The following is a 17469-nucleotide window of genomic DNA, read 5'->3' on the forward strand; positions in this document are numbered from 1 at the left end:
ACCCACCACTGATCCGGCCGTGCCGGTTTCGACCAGGCCCGCCCCAACAAAAACGGATACCGTGCAGGCAGGTCGCGGTGGCGGTAGGTGGTGGGATTGGTGGGCCCCCCCCCCCCCCAACCCCTAACCCCCCCCGCCCTAATTGCCGGGGGGCGATCACGCTGGGAAGCCGACGTCCAACAAGCGCCTCTCGGCGAGTGGTCGCTCGAAGCGACAAATGGGGTGCGGCCCGGGGCTGTCCGGACGCCGACAAGTTCTTCAACGGCGGTACCGTCCCGACAATTCCACCGAACGCTGTGACTCACCTCATCCCGAGGCGCGGGACAGCGCACTCAGGTGAGCGCTTCGTAGGCGGCAGCGCGGAAGTCGCTGTGTACCTGCGGGAGTCCCGGCGAGTCGAACAACCGTTGGGTCAGCACGAGCACCGTGAGGTCGTGCCGAGGATCCGCAATCCACGAGGTACCGAAGCCGCCGTCCCAGCCGTACGCGCCGCTGTCGGCGACCGACACGCCATATCCCCAGGAATTGCCGGTGAAGAAGTCCGGCAGCAGACCGCCGTACGACCGTTGTTCCGGAGTCAATTGGTCAGTGGTCATGGCACGAACCGACGCGCCGGACAGCACCGGCGCCCGCCGCGCAACAGCATGCGGGAAAGGCGAGCATGTCGTCGGCCGTCGACACCAGCCCCGCTGCGCCGTCGCCGAAGGCCGGAGGCCGAGACCACGCCCCGTCGGGTGGATCGGCCACGTCGAGTCCCTGACCGTCGGCCCGATCGCGACCACAACGGACATCCTCCACCGCATCGCAAGCGGCGAGGTAGTCCACCCCACCTCAGCATCTTTCATCGACTACTACCACCACCCCGACGTGACATACGTTCCGCTGCAAGGCAATCCGCTGGTGGAGGGGGCGCTGGTCTGGGTCACTGCCATGGAGAACGCGGCGATTCGGGCTTTCGCGGAGGGTTGCGGGGGAAGTGGTCGAACTGCCCCCGCGAGCGAGTGATTCGGACCCGCAGTCACGACGGGAAATGAATCACCTGACGGGAGAACAGTTTGTCCACGTTCGAGAGATAGTTGGCCGCGGCGACCACCCCGATCCGGGTGTCCAGGTCCGCGGGCCCGTACTCGTCGCGGCACATCGTGCGCAGGGTGTCACCCGAGACGGCACGGCGCCGGTTGAGCCCCGGCTGGACGAGCACCTGCCCGGGAGCCGGTTCGGTCCCCGCAGGTAGCCGGTTCGCCAGCGCGATCACCAGCGCGAGGTGCTCGTCGCCGTACCAGCGCCCGGCGAGGACAGCGAGAAGCTCACCCTCCACCACCGTGTGATGCCCGACATCACCCAGCTCCGGCATGAGCAACCACGCACCCTGCTGAATCTCCCGCTGCGCCACACCGTTGACGACTTCCCAGGTCAGCTGGACATCGCCGTCCTCGGTCCCGTAATACCGCCGAGTGATCTCCTTGCGCGCCGCGGTGGAGTCGGGACCACCGACCAGGTGCCGCCGGGTGATGTACGGAAGCAACAGCTGCTGCCCGACATCGATCCGATCCGGATCCGCAAGATGATTCTGCCGCGCGATCGCGGGGAACAGCCGGCTGTCACCGTACTCGCGCTCCGCGATCCCGGAGAGCGTGTCACCCGCCCGAACTTCATACTTCTTCATGTCTTCCGCCATTTCGAACTCCGGGATTCGTTGCGGCACATACGCACTCATCAACAGCCGACGGGCATCTCACGTGCCGCACCCGCACTACCGATCCTCGTCCCTACCGCCCCGGCGGTCGCGGGTAGACCACTACTCGTTTCCGATACCGCACAGCGACAACCCGGGCTTGCGATTCGCGACGGCGTTGATCAGCGAATCCTGACGACGCCCAGACAACCGTGATGTCGCATCGGGAATGGGCATCGCTATCGTGAATGACAAGGTCACCATTCAGTCGCGGCTGGACCAACGTAGTCGCGGCGACTCCCGAACCGGGAAGAAACGGCGTCGAATCATGGCAGAAGACCTGACCGTGACCCGGATGCTGGTGATACCCGCGTCCGAGTTGCGTGAGCGGTTCTCGCGGTCGTCCGGGCCGGGAGGGCAGCACGTCAACACCACCGACAGCCGGGTAGAGCTGTCGTTCGACCTCGCACACTCACCCTCGGTGCCGCAGTGGCTGCGCACCCGGATGCTCGACCGCCTGGCCACCCGCCTGGTCAACGGAGTTCTCACGGTCACCGCATCGGAGCAGCGCGCACAGCTACAGAACCGCGCGGCCGCTCGCGAACGCCTGGCCTCGCTACTACGTGACGCCGCTGCCGCCCCGCCACCTGTGCGCCGCGCCACCAAGCCCTCGCGCGGGGCGAAGGAACGTCGTATCTCCGCGAAGAAGCGGCGCGGCGTCACCAAACGCAACCGGCGCGTCTCCCCCGACGATTAACCGACAACAGCGCCACAGGTTCAGGTATCGGCGGCACAATCATTGTCGAAGAACGCGCGCCCCGAGGTACGCGTCCGCATCCTCTTGTCGCCGGCCGCAGCCTGAGCATAGGCACACGCCTTTCGACCGTGCCAAGCCCGAACAGCGCTACATGCGACACGTGCGGAAACCCTGAGCCGCAACACCTCTCGCCCAGCGGCTAGTTCCCAGACATCGACCGACCCGGCCTCAGGTCGGGCGTGTCCGAGTCGAGGAAGTCCAGCAGTAGAGCCGTGACCTCGGCCGGGCTGTCGACGTGGGCGAAGTGGGATGAGTGGTCCAGCTGGTGAAGTTGCGCACCGGGGATGAGCGCGGCCAGTTTCGGCCCGGTGGCGGGCGGCACCATCGGGTCCTGCCGAGAGTAGATGAGCTGCAACGGCATCGGGAACGGCTGCCGCGCACCCCGGCGCCGGTCGAGTTCGGTGGCGAAATCGGCAAACCCGCGCGGCGACATCACGTCTCGTAGGTAGCTGACGAAGGTTCTGATGCCCTCGACGGAGTCCAGCGGTGCGCCGTACTCGCGGGCCTCCTCGAGCGATTTGAGCGTGTCGTCGTAGTAGTGCACGATCCGGTGCGCCCATCGCACGGTGTCACGCCGGACCCACCACCCGAAAGCCGTTGCCGCGCCGGGAAGTAACAGCGCTGCATGCAGTGCGTGCATCCGTGCGACCGGGAATGTCGGGGCGTGGATATTGACCAGCCGGGAGAACGCGCCCGGGTCGGCGAGTGCCTGACGCATGACCAGATACCCGCCGAGGGAATTGCCGACGGCAGCGCAGCCGCGCAACCCGAGTGCCGTTTGGAATTCGCCGATCCATGCCGCCATCGCCGGAGCCGAAAGCCGCACGCCCGGTTGGCTACTGCGGCCGTTGCCCGGCAGGTCGGGGACGATCAGGCGGAAGTGTGCGCCGAGACCATCGAGCACATACCGCCACGAATAACTGGTGGTCATCAAGCCATGAATCAGCAGAAGCGGTGTCCCACTGCCGTATTCGCGGTAATGCACCCGGATCCGACCCAGCGATGCCGAGTCCATCTCCAGGTCGTGTGGCGTCGACGCGAAGTAGGGGTGCGGCCGCGCCGGCAACTCCGGCAGTCGAGCGAACCGCTGCTGCTGGAACGGACGCAACGTTCGTGATGACGCCTGGCCGACGGTCATGAGCTTCCTCCCCGATTCCGAGTTCTTGCAACGCTTGCATGAACCCTCGGGCGGTACGCTACGCACCGACCGAACTTATTGCAACGATTACAAGAGGCGGACCGACTGTGGATCCTCGGAAGCAGCGCACCATCGACGCGCTCCTGCAGGCCGCGGGTGAGATTTTCAGTGACCGCCCGGCAGACGAGGTGACCGTGGACGAAATCGCCGATCGCGCGGGGGTGGCGGTCGGCTCGATCTACAACCACTTCGGATCCAAGGCCGGCCTGCACGCCGCGGTGGTCGAGCGCGTACTCGACGTCGACCGCCGTTTCATGGACCTCGCCTTCACCGCGGATCGAAGTCCCGCCGAACAGATTTATGCCGTAGCCGAGCAATACTTGCAGTTCTATCTGCAGTACCCCGAGTACTTCCGCATGCTGGCCTTCCCAGCCGATCCGGGCCGCTACTCGGCCGGACGCGAGCTCACCGAACGCCTGGCACGAAACATCAAGCGACAGAACGACCGCCTGGCCGAAGCCCTCCGCGCCGGGATCGACGCAGGCATCGCCCGCCCCGTCGACCCATCGAACGTCGCCGCGATCCTGCTGGCCACCTGGAACGGCATCATCAGCCTCAACTGGCGCCCTGACCAACTCCGCAGGACGGAAGCGGAATTACGAGACCTACTCGAGTCCGCCGCCGACGTCATCGCCAACGGGCTCTTGCAAGACCGAAACGACCGTGCGTGACCACACAGAACATGGCGAGTAGATGCGATAGTCGGCCGCACTCAGCGGCATGCGCGCAGCGGGATCGTTTGTCCCCCAACGACTGAACCCCAGCCTCCACAAGCAGAGGGGGCTCGAACCCCGGTGCGTAAGGCGGGTGGGGACTTCTGCGGGTCCGGGTGGTGGTGGTCCGTCCGATCGGGCCTCGTTCGTCCGAGTCCTTGCCTGTTCTTGGCAATCTCAAACTAGCTGGTGGCTTGTTCGGCGAGCCTCAGGTACACCGATACCTCGGCAGGCAAGCGGCACCGCGTACGAGGCATGCGCTCCCCCAAACCACCGATGGCCGCCTCCACGCAATCCTTCCCTGACACAACGGTGTTGGGACAGCGCAACGCTCATCACAGCCGCGCACCGTCGGGATGAACGGACATGCGGTCGTCCGGAAGTAGCGACCGGGCCGCTTATCTGTTACGGAGTCTTCCGCGGGCATCGTTCAACTGCTGCATCAGCCTGGTATCCCCGGTCTTCACGTCCGGATGCAGGCAGCGTGACATGGCCTTGAACACAGCATCGATTCGGGACTCCCCGACAGCGGTGAACAGCTGTTCGGCCCAACTCCCCGACGCCGGCGGGGCACTGGCCTTGGCTGCAACTTCTTTTAATTTCCGCAGCGTCTCCTCGTGCTCTTCCTGGAGTTGCAACTTCTCCTCATGCATCCGCTTGGCAGCCTCGGCCATCGCCTCGAATTTGCGTCGCCAGTGGTCGACGCTCTCGCGTTCGTCAGGTTCCCGCTTCGCCTGGCCACGCTCGCCGACGACGGTGACCGGCACACTGCGGCGGCCGAATTCATCATGCAGTTCCGCGATGTCGCCGACGATGCGCCATTCGACAGCGTCGTTGTTCCACTGGCGTCTGTCGCTGGGAATGATCGACTTGAGCACCCTGAGTAGTTCCGGATCACGCCTGCTGAAGGCGACCGCCCAGTACTGTCCCCTGGATGTGATGGTAACGGTAGTCCTCACTGGTCGCAGTTCCTCGTCATGGATTCCCCCATACAGTTTCGGCCGGAACGTGTGGTACCGAGTGGATCGGCGACGTGCGAAACATGTTCGCACACAACCCCTTCCATTCGCCCCGGACGGAGCAGACGCGAGTTTAGCTCTACCGTCGCCGCACGATCCAGCGGGTGACCGGGCTCAACTCGCGATAGGCTCGCCGTGCCTGTTATCGGTGAAAGGGGTTGGGGAGTGATCGATCCACGTCAAGTGTCGATACTGATTCATGATCGAGGGAGCGGGGTCTTCGTGAACCGCACGAAGGACATCACAGGACTACAACAGGGGACAACAGGGGTGCGCGTCACTTTCAAACGCGGTGGCCCCTTCGAGTACGGGTGGGATCGCGTGCTTACGCTGAACAATCCCCATGCCGTATCGCTCGGCCCTCAGATGAGAATCCTGGTGGATGGCCAACTGTGGGAGAACGCGCGCGAGGCTTACTACTTCGCCGGGCCAGAGCTGGGATGGTGGCACATCTTCTATGGCGATGACGGGAAGTATTCCGTGCGGCCCGCGGAGTCTGTCGAGGTCATACCGAACGCGGCCGGCGAACCACGTGCAGCGCAGGTGCTGACGTACTGGAGTGCTGTGGCGAGCCTCCTTCCTGAGAGCGGCCGATCACTACGAGAGGCGTACGGACAGTCGATATTTGTTCACCCAGAGAGCGCGCTGTACCGGTATCTCCACTCCGTGCCGATCGAGCCTATCGAACGACCGGCATCGCCACCCCTGTATCCGTTCCACACCAACCTCAGCCAACGCGCTGCCATCGAAAACGCTCTGCGACATCCGATTTCGGTAATCGATGGCCCGCCCGGAACCGGGAAGACGCAGACGATCCTCAATCTGATCGCCAACCTCATCGTCGACGAGTCGAAGACCATAGCCGTGGTCTCCTCGAACAACGCCGCGGTGGACAATGTCCACACCAAGCTCGCCGAAGCGGGATTCGGTTATGTAACAGCGAACCTCGGCCGGAAGACAAAGCGGGAGCGATTCTTCGCGGAGCAAGATGAACGGAATCGTAGAATCGAGGCATTGCAGGCATCGACTCCGATCCCGCTGCCCCGAGCCGAAGAGATGGACCGGCGGGACAACCAGCTCGTTGGCCTGCGAGAAATCGAACGGGAAGTCGCACAATTACGTTCGAAGGTGGCTGCGTACTCGCTGGAACGTAACCATTTCGTGGGATACCTCGATCGACACGAACTGCCTGATCAAGAACGGTTGCCGGTACTGCGGTGGGGTTCGGACAAGATCCTCGCCTTCATCGCCGCCACCGATCCGGAGCTGGCTCCAACCAGCGGCATCGCGCACTTGGTCGAACGAATCGGCAACTACTTTCGATTCCGATCGATGCGCTCGATCGATCCGGGTGATGTAGATGTCGTCCTGCGTCTGCAGCAGCTGTACTACGACACGAGGATCGCCGAACTCGAGCGACGAATTACCGAACTCGAGAAGTCCCTGGATCGATCGAAGTTCGAGAAGCTGGTAGAGGAACAACGCACGCTGTCCGTGGACTGGCTCACCGAGCATCTGCGACGCCGCTACGCAGGGCGGCCAATACAGCGGTACGGCAACGGATTCCGCGGCAAGTGGGACGAATTCAGCCGCGACTACCCTGTCGTCTTGAGCACCTGCCATTCACTGGAACGCAGCATCGGCAACGGGAAACTGGTCGACTACCTCGTCATCGACGAAGCCTCACAAGTCGACCTGCTCGCAGCCGGAGTGGCACTGGCATGCTGTCGCAACCTGGTAATCGTCGGCGACCTCCAGCAGTTGCGGCCCGTCATCGAGGATGGGATCCGAGAATCCTCCTGCCCACCCGCACCCGCCGCCGAGTATCACTACCACGGGCACAGCATCCTGTCCTCGGTGATCGAACTGTTCGGAGATCGACTCCCGCGCGTCATGCTGCGGGAACACTACCGGTGCGATCCGACCATCATCGGATTCTGCAACCGGAAGTTCTACGAAGACAACCTCGTTCCCTACACCCGCAGCACATCCGGGTACCCGGCCATGGTGGTGGCACGTACCGTGGAAGGCAATCACATGCGTCAGTTCGACATCGGGGGCGGGCGCATCAATCAGCGAGAGATCGACGTCATTCGGCAAGAGGTATTCCCGCGATTCTGCTCCGACTTCGAACCGGAAGAGATAGGGGTGACCACTCCCTACCGCAAGCAGGCGGACAGAGTTACCGACGCGCTGATCGCGAGTATCGAGGCCGATACCGTGCACAGTTTCCAAGGCCGCGAAAAGAAGGCCATCGTGATGACCACGGTCCTGGACGAATCGAAAAGCGGCCATGTGGGCTTGAGATTCGCTGACGCCGCGGAGCTGGTCAACGTTGCGGTCTCCCGTGCGATGAGACGTTTCGTCCTGGTGACGAACCACGCCATGCTGCCCCGGAGCAGGAACCTTCGTGATCTAATCGGCTACATCCGGTACCAGAATCCCACCGAGGAACTCTTCGACAGCTCAGTGGTATCGGTCTTCGATCTACTCTACCGGGACTATTCGGCTCGCCTGCGTTCGCGGGCCACCCGGCTGCGGGGGAAATCAAGTTACAAATCCGAGGACATCATGCGGACAGTCCTCGAAGATCTACTGCAGGAGAACCATTTTCAAGGACTCTGGTTCAGGGAACAGGTATACCTCAAGAACTTGTTGCCGCACACCGACCGCCTCACCCCGGAGCAACAGCGGTTCGTCCGGAACCGCTCATCAGTCGACTTCGACATCTTCAACCGCGTCACCAAGGACCGCATCTGCGTAATCGAGGTGGATGGATTCAAGTACCACGAGAACAGGCCCGACCAACTCGCCCGCGACGCACTCAAGGACGCGATCTGCGACACCTACGACATACCGCTACTCCGGTTCCCCACCACCGGCAGCGGGGAGATCGAACGTCTACGCACCGAACTGATCTCGCTCGTGGACAATCAACGCACATCGACGAGCAGCATGTGACGGCATGCGTTCGGCGAGGTTCCTGCGGCCGCGCGAAGACACGGTCAAATGACCAAGAGCAGTAGAACAGCGACCGCTCCGGCGACGACAACGGCCGTAGGCCATCGCCGCCGTGCACGAATCTCACTTAATCCGCTGCTCGGCGGCAGCTCCGGTCTACTGGACTCGGGCAGAGCCCAATATCGGTTCGCCCGCCGGAGCGTTGTCGAATCAACGACCGCGAAGACTCCCGACCCGCCCTCGGTACCGACGTACAACACGTCGTTCCTACCCGTATGCGGACCGTATCCTTGGGACACTCGACCCGCGATCAACGACCCTGACTGAGCTGCCGTCCACCAGAACCAGGCGTCACGGGACAAACCGGTAACGCCCAGGCGCACACTGGCTTTCGTTCCCCTACGTCCGCTTTGATAGACCCGATCGATCGGACAGAATCGAAAGCCCTTGCGAGGCAGCGTAGTTCCGAAAATCATCCAGAATTCTGGCTGCTCGGGCGTCCTTGCGCCGCAGCCACCTCATCAAACTCCCCACCGTAGCGAGAATACTCGGCTCGGGCACGGGCTCTCCGATATCCACGGCCGATCCGTCGCCACCGAGGGCGCTCTCCGCAACAGTTAGTCGATGTCGCCTAGGTAGTCGAGGTAGTCTTGATCAGCTTCGTCCAGATGGTCCAGATGGTCCAGATGGTCCAGATGGGCTTGATGGGCGTCTTCACGCTCACGATCCAGATCATCCTGGTAGTCCTGATGATCGTCCTCATCCAGACGATTCAAATACTCCAGATACTCTTCGTAGTGCATACGCTCCCGCTCCCGTGCAGTCACCACTTACGACGGACCGCGCAGGTTCGGCCCACACCTTGGCGCCGCTGTCGACATCAGCCATCTCGGCTGCGAAGGTCGCCGTTGTCAGCCGCTTCGGCAACGCATCGCTGAACTTCAAGCTCACCATCGATCTCTCGGTTCGGACGAGCCGGGGTCTACACGGATGTCTCGGACACTTACGGTTGGGACATCACCAGACGAGCGAATGGCCCGGACTCTGCCGAATGCGCGAACTCATGCTCATCACCAGCGTCTTGCCGGGGCTCGGACAGCGGCCGGAGATCGCGGCCGAACTCCGGTACTGTCCCCACGTTGCGACGTGAAACGCATGGTCCTCATTGGCATCCCGACCACTGACCATCAACCCTCAGCACCACCAGTGGCGGCGGCAGAGACGACTTTCACCGCCGCCCCCGCCGCTACTGCCTCCATTGTTCGAATAGTCGTGGGGCGGATCATCATCGGTACCGGGTTTCCTGTCCGCTCCCCACCTCTGGCGGCGCTGCTCGTCTTCACGATCCACACGCACACGGCAGTCGGCGATTGCTCCGACGCGACTGTTCCACGCGGCGATGTCGGCGGCAGACAATGCGTCGATGTATGCGGCGGTCTCAACCGTCGCGCCGGCGCGGACCGTCAGGACTTGCTCGGCAACCGGTGGCGCTTCCTCACTTCGCCGAATCGGCGGATCCAGCACAGCGTTGCCTTCCGCGACGAGTTGTTCGTTGAGGCTGATGCCGTATGGGTTCTCGGTGGCGTCCTTGCCCGGCTCTGCCAGATGGATGTATGCCTGTTTAGGGCCGGACGGCGCGGACTGCGGTTGCGACCACACCACAGTCACCGAGGCTCCGATGGGAAGCGAAGCTGCCAAACGCGATTCGAAAACCCGCAAGAGCTCGGAACCGCAGCTGCCATGCGAGGCGGTATGCGCCAACTTGACATCAATCTTCTTAGTGCCGACCTTCACGGTGATCCGGTACGACGTGGGCGAGCCATCAATGGTTGCCACGAATCGGGCAAGCGCCGTGGGGTCTTTCGGCGCTGCGCTCGTGGACACGGTTCGCCCCGTCGACGTGGTGGCCTGCATCTTGCCCTTGTCCTGATCAGTCATCGAGCTGACGCACCCGCCGAACAGCAGCAGCACCACCGCACCGACGATCCATGGCCATTTCTTCTTGCTTGGGTGCCGGGGTGCCCCCGGGGCCCTCTGCGGGCCGCGGTAGAGCGGTGTTCCGGGATGTCGGTTCGGGCGTTGATAGGTCACTCGTGGCCCCTTTAATTAGTGCGGATATCACCCCCCTGCGACACACGGATCGATGGCACGCCTGACCCACTCGATAGCAGATGAGCACGGAAGTACCTGCGCCTCAGAGAAACTCGAATTCATCTACCGCTGCGCAATGAGCGGTTGCTCGACGTCTAGTAGGGCGGAACATCAACGCCCCGCGTGTTCGGCTGGGATCGAAAGAGCGGGGCTTCGGGCAGGCCCGAACCAAGCGCGACAAGACAATAGATCTCGAAGAGCAGCGTGTAGACGAACACCATCGCCATCGAGTAGAGCAGGGCGAGAATCAGGCTTCGGGGCGGCCGGTAGGCCGGGAACAAGCGCCGCGTACCCGTGTCGATACGGAACGTCCCCAGTTCGACTTGCATGACCACCTCGATCGTGAACCAGATTCTTAGGCGCCACCCACCGTGATGGATCGAGGCGTCGCTGTTCTCCGGATCCCTGACGGGATCCCACAGCGCTCAATGATCAGACGGCCACGATCTCGAAGACAGGGTCGGAAGTCCCGAAGGAGCCCCAGTCAGCGGCCGCAATTCGCGACCGGGCTGTGCCCACCCATATCAATCCGCCCGAGAAGAGCGAGAGACCAGAAAACTTACTGGTGGGCGCAGAGGGGTTCGAACCCCCGACCGCTGGTGTGTAAAACCAGTGCTCTACCACTGAGCTATACGCCCGAGTCCGCGCCCGCCGGACGAGAGCGGGGACGGAAGTGCTGGTTGCCCCGAGGCAACCCAGCGGGTTAAGAATCTAACGCAGCGAGGGCTTTCTCCCAAGCTGCCTGGTCACGGGGTTCGCCGGGGCCGTTCATTTCGGAGAAACGGATGATGCCGTCTTTGTCTACGACGAAGGTGCCGCGGTTGGCGAAGCCGGATTTGTCGTTGAAGACGCCGTAGGACTGGGCTACGGCGCCGTGCGGCCAGAAGTCCGAGAGCAGGGGGAAGGTGTAGCCCTGCTCCGCCGCCCAGATCTTGTGGGTGGGCGGCGGACCGACGGAGATCGCGAGGATCTCGGCGTTGTCGTTCTGGAACTTCGGCAGTTCGTCACGGACCTTGCACAGCTCACCCTGGCAGATACCGGTGAACGCCAAGGGGTAGAACACGATCAGGACGTTCTTGTGCCCGCGGTAGTCCGAGAGGCTGACGTCCTGGTTGTTCTGGTCCTTCAGCGTGAAATCCGGTGCGGCCGTGCCCTCTTCGAGTGGCATGCGCGGTCCTCCTGTGATCGATGCGGCGCCTACGATCCCGGCGTGGGCGCACCGGCGGGCAGCACGGGCCCACCCCCACAACCTTAATCGAGCCGCCGGTCAGCGCTGCTTCGAGGGCGTCTTGGGCTGCGTGAGTTTGGTGCCGGTCCAGTCCCCCAGACTCACCGGTGTGGTGGAGGTCAGGCCGGCCGTGGGGGCCGACTCGGCGATCTCGCTCGGATCCACGTGGCCGGGATGTCCGGTCTTGGGGGTCAGCACCCAGATCACGCCGTCGTCGGACAGCGGGCTGATCGCGTCCATCAGCTCGTCGGCGAGATCACCGTCACCGTCTCGCCACCACAGCATGACGACGTCGACCACCTCGTCGGTGTCCTCATCGACCAGCTCGGAGCCGACCACCTCCTCGATGTCCGCCCGCAGGCCGTCGTCGGTGTCCTCATCCCAGCCCAGTTCTTGGACCACCATTCCGTGTGAGATGCCAAGCTTCTGAGCGTTGTTCTGCGCGTCCGCCGCGGCGACCACGGTGGTGTCCTCCTCAACTGCCGACAATAGATAGGTGCAAGCGAACATGGTTATCGGCCGCAGCGCAAGCCGATCGGCCCAACTACATTCCGAAATGTCGCGTAATAAGACGCATCGTCCGAGGTCGGACCGGTAAGCCGGTCACCGTGCGGGACAAGCATTCCGCACCGTGTTGAGCGCGTCGTTGACGCGCTTGCTGGCGTCGTTGAGCGGTCCGACGGGTGCGGTGTAGGTCATCTTGCGCGATTCCTCCGCCAGCGCCCGCGCGGCCACGACGTAGTCGGTGAACTTCTGCCCGAGGTCCGCGGGTAGGGCCTCGCCCGAGGCGGTCACGCGGCTCTCGACCGTGCGGGCCGCGTTCTCCAGCGTCTCCGCCGCGGCGTCGCGCTTGGCGTCCTGATCGGGCGCGTTGGCGTCGTGGGCGTCGACGAATTCGTTGTACTTGGTCACCGCGACGCCGGACAGATCGCGGAACGGGCTGCAGTTCTCGGAGACGGCCTTGTCCTGCGCGGCCGCCTTGGCCGAGGACGTCGCCGCTGCCGACGACGCCGCCATCTCCGACCGGAACGATGCCGCGTCCGCCTCGTTCACGGTGGCGGTACCGTGGACTGAGCTGGAGCATCCCGCTACCACCAGTCCTGTGCCGACCGCAAGGGTCGCGCACGCCAACCCGAACCCGCGTGGGTTCAGCAGTTTCATCATCCTCCCCGCTTCTCGACCTCGGCGGTGTCCATCGGGCGTTGTTCACGGTGCGCACACCGCAGTTGCCTGGAGAACGGTACTGGATTTCCGGCTGACATGATGACCTGGGACGCATCATCGACAAGGATGTGAGATGCGCCCCACCGTGAGGCACGGACAACCCGCCCACCAGCGCGGCTGTCCGGGGTTAGAGCCATCCGCTTGTCCACCCCTGTACGAGGAGCTTTGATTTTGACAGACGTGATGCACCCGAAGTCGTCGAGTTCCACCGCCAACGGCGCAGCCGCCGATTCGGAGTCGGCGCCCGCGCGTCCGGCCGGTGCCCGTGTGCGTGTGATCCGCGAGGGGGTGGCATCGTACCTACCGGACATCGACCCGGAGGAGACCGGCGAATGGCTGGAGTCCTTCGACGAGATGCTCGACCGCGAGGGACCGGGACGTGCGCGCTACCTGATGCTGCGCCTACTGGAACGCGCCGGTGAACGCCATGTCGCCATCCCCGCGCTGACCTCCACCGATTACGTCAACACCATCCCCACCGAGAACGAGCCGTGGTTCCCCGGCGACGAAGAGGTGGAGCGCCGCTACCGTGCCTGGATCCGCTGGAACGCCGCGGTCATGGTGCACCGCGCGCAGCGGCCGGGAATCGGTGTGGGCGGCCACATCTCGACCTACGCGTCGTCGGCGGCGATGTACGAGGTCGGCTTCAACCACTTCTTCCGCGGCAAGGACCATTCCGGCGGCGGCGACCAGATCTTCATCCAGGGGCACGCCTCCCCGGGCGTGTACGCCCGCGCGTACCTCGAGGGCCGGCTGTCGGAGGATCAGCTCGACGGGTTCCGTCAGGAGTACAGCCACGGCGGTCCGGGTCGCGGGCTGTCGTCGTACCCGCACCCGCGCCTGATGCCCGACTTCTGGGAATTCCCCACGGTCTCCATGGGTTTGGGCCCGATGAACGCCATCTACCAGGCTCGGTTCAACCACTACCTGCACGATCGCGGCATCAAGGACACCTCGGACCAGCATGTCTGGGCGTTCCTGGGCGACGGGGAGATGGACGAGCCGGAGTCGCGCGGCCTGATCCAGGTGGCCGCCAACGAGGCCCTGGACAATCTGACCTTCGTCATCAACTGCAACCTGCAGCGCCTGGACGGCCCGGTGCGCGGCAACGGCAAGATCATCCAGGAGCTGGAGTCGTTCTTCCGGGGCGCGGGCTGGAACGTCATCAAGGTCATCTGGGGCCGCGAGTGGGACACGCTGCTGAGCGCCGACCGTGACGGCGCCCTGGTGAACCTGATGAACTCCACTCCCGACGGCGACTACCAGACCTACAAGGCCAACGACGGCGCGTACGTGCGCGAGCACTTCTTCGGTCGCGACCCGCGCACCAAGGAATTGGTGAAAGGCCTGTCGGACCAGCAGATCTGGAACCTCAAGCGCGGCGGCCACGACTACCGCAAGATCTACGCGGCCTACGCGGCGGCGCTGGCGCACCAGGGCCAGCCGACGGTCATCCTGGCCAAGACCATCAAGGGCTACGGCCTGGGCAAGCACTTCGAGGCCCGCAACGCCACGCACCAGATGAAGAAGATGACGCTGGACGATCTGAAGGCATTCCGCGACGTGCAGCGCATCCCGTTCACCGACGAGCAGCTCGAGGCGGACCCGTACCTGCCGCCCTATTACCACCCCGGCCAGGACGATCCGGCCATCCAGTACATGCTGGACCGGCGTCGCACCCTGGGTGGTTTCCTGCCCGAACGGCGCACGGCAGCAAAGCCTCTGCAACTTCCCGGCGACGAGCCGTATCGCTCGGTGCGCAAGGGGTCGGGCAAGCAGAACGTGGCCACCACGATGGCCTTCGTGCGGCTGATGAAGGAGCTGTTGCGCGACAAGGAGATCGGCAAGCGGATCGTGCCGATCATCCCGGACGAGGCCCGCACCTTCGGGATGGACTCGTGGTTCCCTTCGTTGAAGATCTACAACCGCAACGGCCAGTTGTACACATCGGTCGACGCGGAGTTGATGCTTGCCTACAAAGAGAGCCAAGTGGGCCAGATTCTGCACGAGGGCATCAACGAGGCCGGATCGACCGCCTCCTACACCGCGGTGGGCACCTCCTACGCCACCCACGGCGAGCCGATGATCCCGCTCTACATCTTCTACTCGATGTTCGGTTTCCAGCGCACCGGCGACGGACTGTGGGCCGCGGCCGATCAGCTGGCACGGGGATTCATCCTCGGAGCAACCGCTGGGCGAACCACCCTGACCGGTGAGGGCCTGCAGCACAACGACGGTCACTCGCTGCTGCTGGCGTCCACGAATCCGGCCTTCGTGGCCTACGATCCGGCCTTCTCCTTCGAGATCGCCCACATCGTGCGCGACGGCCTGCGCCGGATGTACGGCGGCGGCGAACCCGCGCCGGAATCGACCGTGCTGCCCGGCACCCACCCGAAGATGGCGAACGACACCTTCGGCGGCGAGAACCTCAGCTACTACATCACCATGTACAACGAGCCCTACCCGCAGCCGGCCGAGCCGGACGACCTCGATATCGAGGGCCTGCTCAAGGGCATCTACCTGTACAAGCGCGGCGGCGAGGGCGAGGTGCGCGCGCAGATCATGGTCTCCGGCGTGACCGTGCCCGACGGGCTGCGCGCGCAGGAACTGCTGGCCTCGGAATGGGGTGTGCAGGCGGACGTATGGTCGGTGACCTCGTTCAGCGAGTTGCGGAAGGAGGCGCTGGCGAAGGAGATCGCCGCACTGCGCGACCCGAACGCCGATCCCGGCATTCCCTATGTGACGCAGGTGCTTTCGCGAGCCGAGGGCCCGTTCGTCGCCGCCTCGGACTGGCTGCGCTCGGTACAGGACCAGATCCGCAAGTGGGTGCCCGGCGACTACGTCACCCTCGGCACCGACGGCTTCGGCTTCTCCGATACGCGCCCGGCCGCGCGGCGCGTATTCAATGTGGACGCGCAGTCGATCGCGGTCGCCGCGCTGCAGGCGCTGGGCCGGGCGGGCAAGGTGGACCAGGCCAAGGTCGCCGAGGCCGAGGCCCGCTACCGCATCGGCGACGTCGATGCCGCGGAGAAGTCGACCAACACCGAAGACCAGCCGGCGTGAGCGCATCGGGCGCGGGGGCACGGCCGCCGCAGGAGAGTATGGAGTAGTGGAACGTAAACCGCCGCGGCCGCGCCGGATCACCGACACGTCCTCGTCACACGAGGTATATCTGCCGACCGGCGCCCTCTCGCCGTATCAGCAGACCCGCGATCCGCTGCCGGACACGCTGCTCAAGCGGGTGAAGCAGTTCTCCGGGCGATTGTCCACCGAGGCGATCGCGTCGATGGAGGACCGGCTGCCGTTCTTCGGTGATCTGGACGCCGCGCAGCGGGCCGGCGTCCAGATGCTGGTGCAGACCGCGGTGGTGAACTTCCTGGAATGGCTGCAGGACCCGGAGAGCGATATCCGCTTCAGCCTGGACGCCTTTCAGGTGATCCCGCAGGATCTGGCGCGGCGGCTCACCCTGCGTCAGACCGTCGACATGGTCCGGGTGGCCATGGAGTTCTTCGAGCAGTGGCTACCGGCGCTGGCCCGCAACGACCGGCAGCTGGTGGCACTGACCGAGGCGGTGCTGCGCTACGGCCGCGAACTCGGTTTCGCCGCGGCCTCGGTGTACGCCAGCGCCGCCGAGTCCCGCGGCGCCTGGGACACCCGGCTGGAGGCGCTGGTCGTCGACGCCGTTGTGCGCGGCGACACCGGGCCCGAAATGCTCTCGCGCGCGGCCACATTGAACTGGGACGCCACCGCGCCGGCGACGGTGCTGGTGGGCATACCCCCTAGTGACCAGGTCACCGTGGTCGGCTCGGTGCACACCCTCGCCGCCCGGCACGGCCGCGCGGCGCTGGCCGTCATCCAGGGATCACGGCTGGTCATGGTGGTCAGCGGGAATCTCGGCGATATCGGCTACCCCTCCCCGTTCCTGGTCGATCTCCTGGCCGAATCGTTCTCGGAGGGCCCGGTGGTGATCGGCCCGACCACCCGCACGCTGTCGGCCGCGCACGTCAGCGCGGTCGAGGCGATGGCCGGAATGGAGGCGGTGGTGGGCTGGCGCGGGGCGCCGCGACCGGTACACGCCTCCGAGTTGCTACCCGAACGAGCCCTGCTCGGAGATCGTGCTGCGGTCGAGGCTCTCAACGAGTATGTTGTGCTACCGTTGGCCGCCGCCGGGTCGGCCTTGGCCGACACCCTCGATGCCTATCTCGATTGCGGCGGAGCCGTCGAGACGTGTGCACGCCAGCTGTTCGTTCATCCAAATACGGTCCGTTATCGGCTGAAGCGAATCGCCGACATCACCGGCCGTGATCCGATGAATCCGCGGGACGCGTACGTGCTCCGGATCGCTGCGACAGTAGGTCGCCTGACACGAACTCGTAACGAATCGCCAACTTCTGCCCCAGAAGCCTCTTCGGGCACCTTTTACGAAGATGGGGTGTAACGACTCCGGGCAGGGGGTCGATCCCGGCGAGCCACATGCCGTTTT

The 17469-nt window shown here is 64.4% G+C and carries 15 protein-coding genes and 1 tRNA gene; 5 read left to right on the forward strand and 11 right to left on the reverse strand.

The features are described from left to right. Positions 1-332: 332 nt before the first annotated feature. Together QH470_RS38105 and QH470_RS09250 are read right to left on the reverse strand one after the other, a co-directional pair. A complete protein-coding gene (locus tag QH470_RS38105; protein WP_342228428.1) occupies positions 333-845 on the reverse strand; it encodes a serine hydrolase in 513 nt (170 codons plus the stop codon). A gap of 173 nt (positions 846-1018) precedes the next feature. Then, positions 1019-1666: a LysM peptidoglycan-binding domain-containing protein gene (locus QH470_RS09250; RefSeq protein WP_280271874.1), complete on the reverse strand. Its 648-nt coding sequence runs from the start codon at positions 1664-1666 to the stop codon at positions 1019-1021. 337 nt (positions 1667-2003) lie between these two features. Between QH470_RS09250 and arfB the strand changes: the two genes are divergently transcribed. After that, the gene (arfB, locus tag QH470_RS09255) at positions 2004-2432 is read left to right on the forward strand and encodes an alternative ribosome rescue aminoacyl-tRNA hydrolase ArfB (protein WP_280271875.1); all 429 of its coding nucleotides are present in this window, start codon (positions 2004-2006) and stop codon (positions 2430-2432) included. 199 nt (positions 2433-2631) lie between these two features. Here the strand turns inward: arfB and QH470_RS09260 are convergent, their stop codons facing one another. After that, positions 2632-3630, reverse strand: coding sequence for an alpha/beta fold hydrolase (locus QH470_RS09260; RefSeq protein WP_280271876.1), 999 nt, complete (start codon positions 3628-3630; stop codon positions 2632-2634). Positions 3631-3737: 107 nt separating this feature from the next. On the opposite strand from QH470_RS09260, the gene QH470_RS09265 reads away from it, so the two are divergent. After that, positions 3738-4361 carry a TetR/AcrR family transcriptional regulator gene (locus QH470_RS09265; protein WP_280271877.1) on the forward strand — a complete coding sequence of 208 codons (624 nt, stop codon included), beginning with the start codon at positions 3738-3740 and terminating at the stop codon, positions 4359-4361. A 440-nt stretch (positions 4362-4801) separates the two neighbouring features. On the opposite strand, the gene QH470_RS09270 is transcribed toward QH470_RS09265, so the two are convergent. Then, positions 4802-5281: a hypothetical protein gene (locus QH470_RS09270; protein ID WP_280271878.1), complete on the reverse strand. Its 480-nt coding sequence runs from the start codon at positions 5279-5281 to the stop codon at positions 4802-4804. A 363-nt stretch (positions 5282-5644) separates the two neighbouring features. On the opposite strand from QH470_RS09270, the gene QH470_RS09275 reads away from it, so the two are divergent. Then, complete coding sequence (locus QH470_RS09275) at positions 5645-8383, forward strand: AAA domain-containing protein (RefSeq protein WP_280271879.1); 2739 nt, start codon at positions 5645-5647, stop codon at positions 8381-8383. A gap of 617 nt (positions 8384-9000) precedes the next feature. Here QH470_RS09275 and QH470_RS09280 read toward each other — a convergent pair. The 7 genes from QH470_RS09280 to QH470_RS09310 all read right to left on the reverse strand — a co-directional run bounded on the left by QH470_RS09280 (position 9001) and on the right by QH470_RS09310 (position 12815). After that, entirely contained in the window at positions 9001-9186 is a 186-nt protein-coding gene (locus QH470_RS09280; RefSeq protein WP_280271880.1) for a hypothetical protein, read from the reverse strand. A 391-nt stretch (positions 9187-9577) separates the two neighbouring features. Next, entirely contained in the window at positions 9578-10357 is a 780-nt protein-coding gene (locus tag QH470_RS09285) for a hypothetical protein (RefSeq protein WP_280271881.1), read from the reverse strand. Between the two features lie 272 nt (positions 10358-10629). Further along, on the reverse strand, positions 10630-10863 hold the full coding sequence (locus QH470_RS09290) for a hypothetical protein (RefSeq protein ID WP_280271882.1): 234 nt from the start codon (positions 10861-10863) through the stop codon (positions 10630-10632). A gap of 234 nt (positions 10864-11097) precedes the next feature. After that, positions 11098-11172, reverse strand: a tRNA-Val gene (locus QH470_RS09295). A 65-nt stretch (positions 11173-11237) separates the two neighbouring features. Beyond that, complete coding sequence (locus QH470_RS09300; RefSeq protein ID WP_280271883.1) at positions 11238-11702, reverse strand: peroxiredoxin; 465 nt, start codon at positions 11700-11702, stop codon at positions 11238-11240. A gap of 99 nt (positions 11703-11801) precedes the next feature. Continuing rightward, positions 11802-12224: a DUF3052 domain-containing protein gene (locus QH470_RS09305; protein ID WP_280271960.1), complete on the reverse strand. Its 423-nt coding sequence runs from the start codon at positions 12222-12224 to the stop codon at positions 11802-11804. 141 nt (positions 12225-12365) lie between these two features. Then, positions 12366-12815: a hypothetical protein gene (locus QH470_RS09310; protein ID WP_280271884.1), complete on the reverse strand. Its 450-nt coding sequence runs from the start codon at positions 12813-12815 to the stop codon at positions 12366-12368. A gap of 354 nt (positions 12816-13169) precedes the next feature. On the opposite strand from QH470_RS09310, the gene aceE reads away from it, so the two are divergent. Further along, on the forward strand, positions 13170-16049 hold the full coding sequence (gene aceE / locus QH470_RS09315) for a pyruvate dehydrogenase (acetyl-transferring), homodimeric type (protein WP_280271961.1): 2880 nt from the start codon (positions 13170-13172) through the stop codon (positions 16047-16049). Between the two features lie 46 nt (positions 16050-16095). Beyond that, positions 16096-17424 (forward strand): PucR family transcriptional regulator, encoded by a 1329-nt coding sequence (locus tag QH470_RS09320; RefSeq protein ID WP_400182104.1) that lies wholly within the window; start codon positions 16096-16098, stop codon positions 17422-17424. Positions 17425-17469: the final 45 nt, after the last annotated feature.

It is taken from the genome of Nocardia wallacei (assembly GCF_029868745.1).
Lineage (GTDB): Bacteria > Actinomycetota > Actinomycetes > Mycobacteriales > Mycobacteriaceae > Nocardia > Nocardia wallacei_B.